The organism is Bradyrhizobium sp. SZCCHNPS1003, from assembly GCF_032381555.1.
Lineage (GTDB): Bacteria > Pseudomonadota > Alphaproteobacteria > Rhizobiales > Xanthobacteraceae > Bradyrhizobium.
On the sequence record NZ_JAUHIU010000048.1, the window covers coordinates 1 to 1,411 of the forward strand.

A 1,411-nucleotide genomic window follows, 5' to 3' on the forward strand; every position below is an offset into this window, starting at 1 on the left:
GTCGCAACACCCAGTGTTTTCATTCGTGACAGCAGCTCGTCAAGCGCCTCTGCTGGAGTTTTCCATCCTAGCGTCTTTCTCGGTCGGGAATTGAGCGCTGCGGCCACGGCGGCGATCTCGTCAGCATCGTAGACGCTCAGATCGGTACCTTTCGGGAAGTACTGCCGCAGCAGGCCATTCGTGTTCTCGTTCGTGCCACGTTGCCAGGGGCTTCTTGGATCGCAGAAGTAGATCTGAAGGTCTGTATCGATCTTGAGGTCACTGTGTTGAGCCATTTCGGTCCCCTGATCCCAGGTTAGCGAGCGGCGGAGTTCTTTGGGCAAGGTGACGATGGTGCGCGTGATCGCATCGCGTACCGCTTCAGCTCCGTGTCCGGAGAGCGCAGGCCCATCCTTCGTACGTGGGCCGTCGTCAAACCCCGGCAACCGTGGAAGGTGCAGGAGCATTGTAAACCGCGTGCTGCGTTCGACCAGCGTGCCGATTGCCGAGCTGGCGGAGCCGACGATCAGATCTCCTTCCCAATGTCCCGGCACAGCTCGATCCGCGACTTCGGCCGGACGCTCACTGATCATGATCTCCGGCGATATGAAGCCTTTGCTGCGCTTCCGCGTACGCGCTCGGGGCACGCGCAGCGCACGTCCCGTTCGCAAACAGGACGACAACTCGCGTTTCAGCGCTCCTCGGCCCTGAACAAAAAGCGCCTGGTAAATGGCTTCGTGGCTGATGCGCATCGCCTCGTCATCCGGGAAGTCGATCGGCAAGCGCCGGGCAATCTGCTCGGGACTCCACGCTTTCGTCCACCCCTGATCCTGGCTAGAGCCCGCACGACCGGCCTTCCGCCGAACGCCGCCTGGAGGCGCGACAAACCCTGCAAGCCGCTCTTCAACATAAGCGCGCAAGGCGGCGTTGCTTGCAAGCTTGCTCGGCTTAGGACGCCGGGCCGATCGATCTGCATGCCACTGGGCGGCCGTCGCCCGATAGGCCATCTTGCCGCCGTGCGTGGCTGCATTGCGATCGAGTTCACGGGAGATGGTCGAGGGAGACCGATTGAGGCGCCGTGCTATCTCTCGTACAGAATGGCGCTGCGCATTCAGCAGCGCAATCTCTTCGCGCTCAGAAAAGGAGAGGTGCCGTCCGGAGAGCGGCTTCGCTGAAGGTCGGAACATTGCCGGTGCCACGCCGCCCGCTTTTCGAAATAATCGGGGGCCGACAGCATCCGATAATCCAGCAGCCAGCGCAGCATTCTCGCTGTTCAATCCAGCGGCAATCCCACGCCAAAATTTCTGCTGTTCCGCACGCCCCGCAACTGGTGGGCGCCCCAATGATCCCAGCTTGCCCCGCGTTGACCGTTTCTTTCGAATGCCCATCGCAACCTCCTCATCGAGTGTTGCGACGACCAATTGAATCCACC

1 protein-coding gene is annotated in these 1,411 nt (G+C 61.2%); it reads right to left on the reverse strand.

The annotated features are described in order from the left end of the window. Nucleotides 1-1,367, reverse strand: a 1,367-nt coding sequence (locus QX126_RS33495; RefSeq protein ID WP_315786893.1) for an IS30 family transposase, incomplete at its 3' end; no start/stop codon positions are given. Nucleotides 1,368-1,411: the final 44 nt, after the last annotated feature.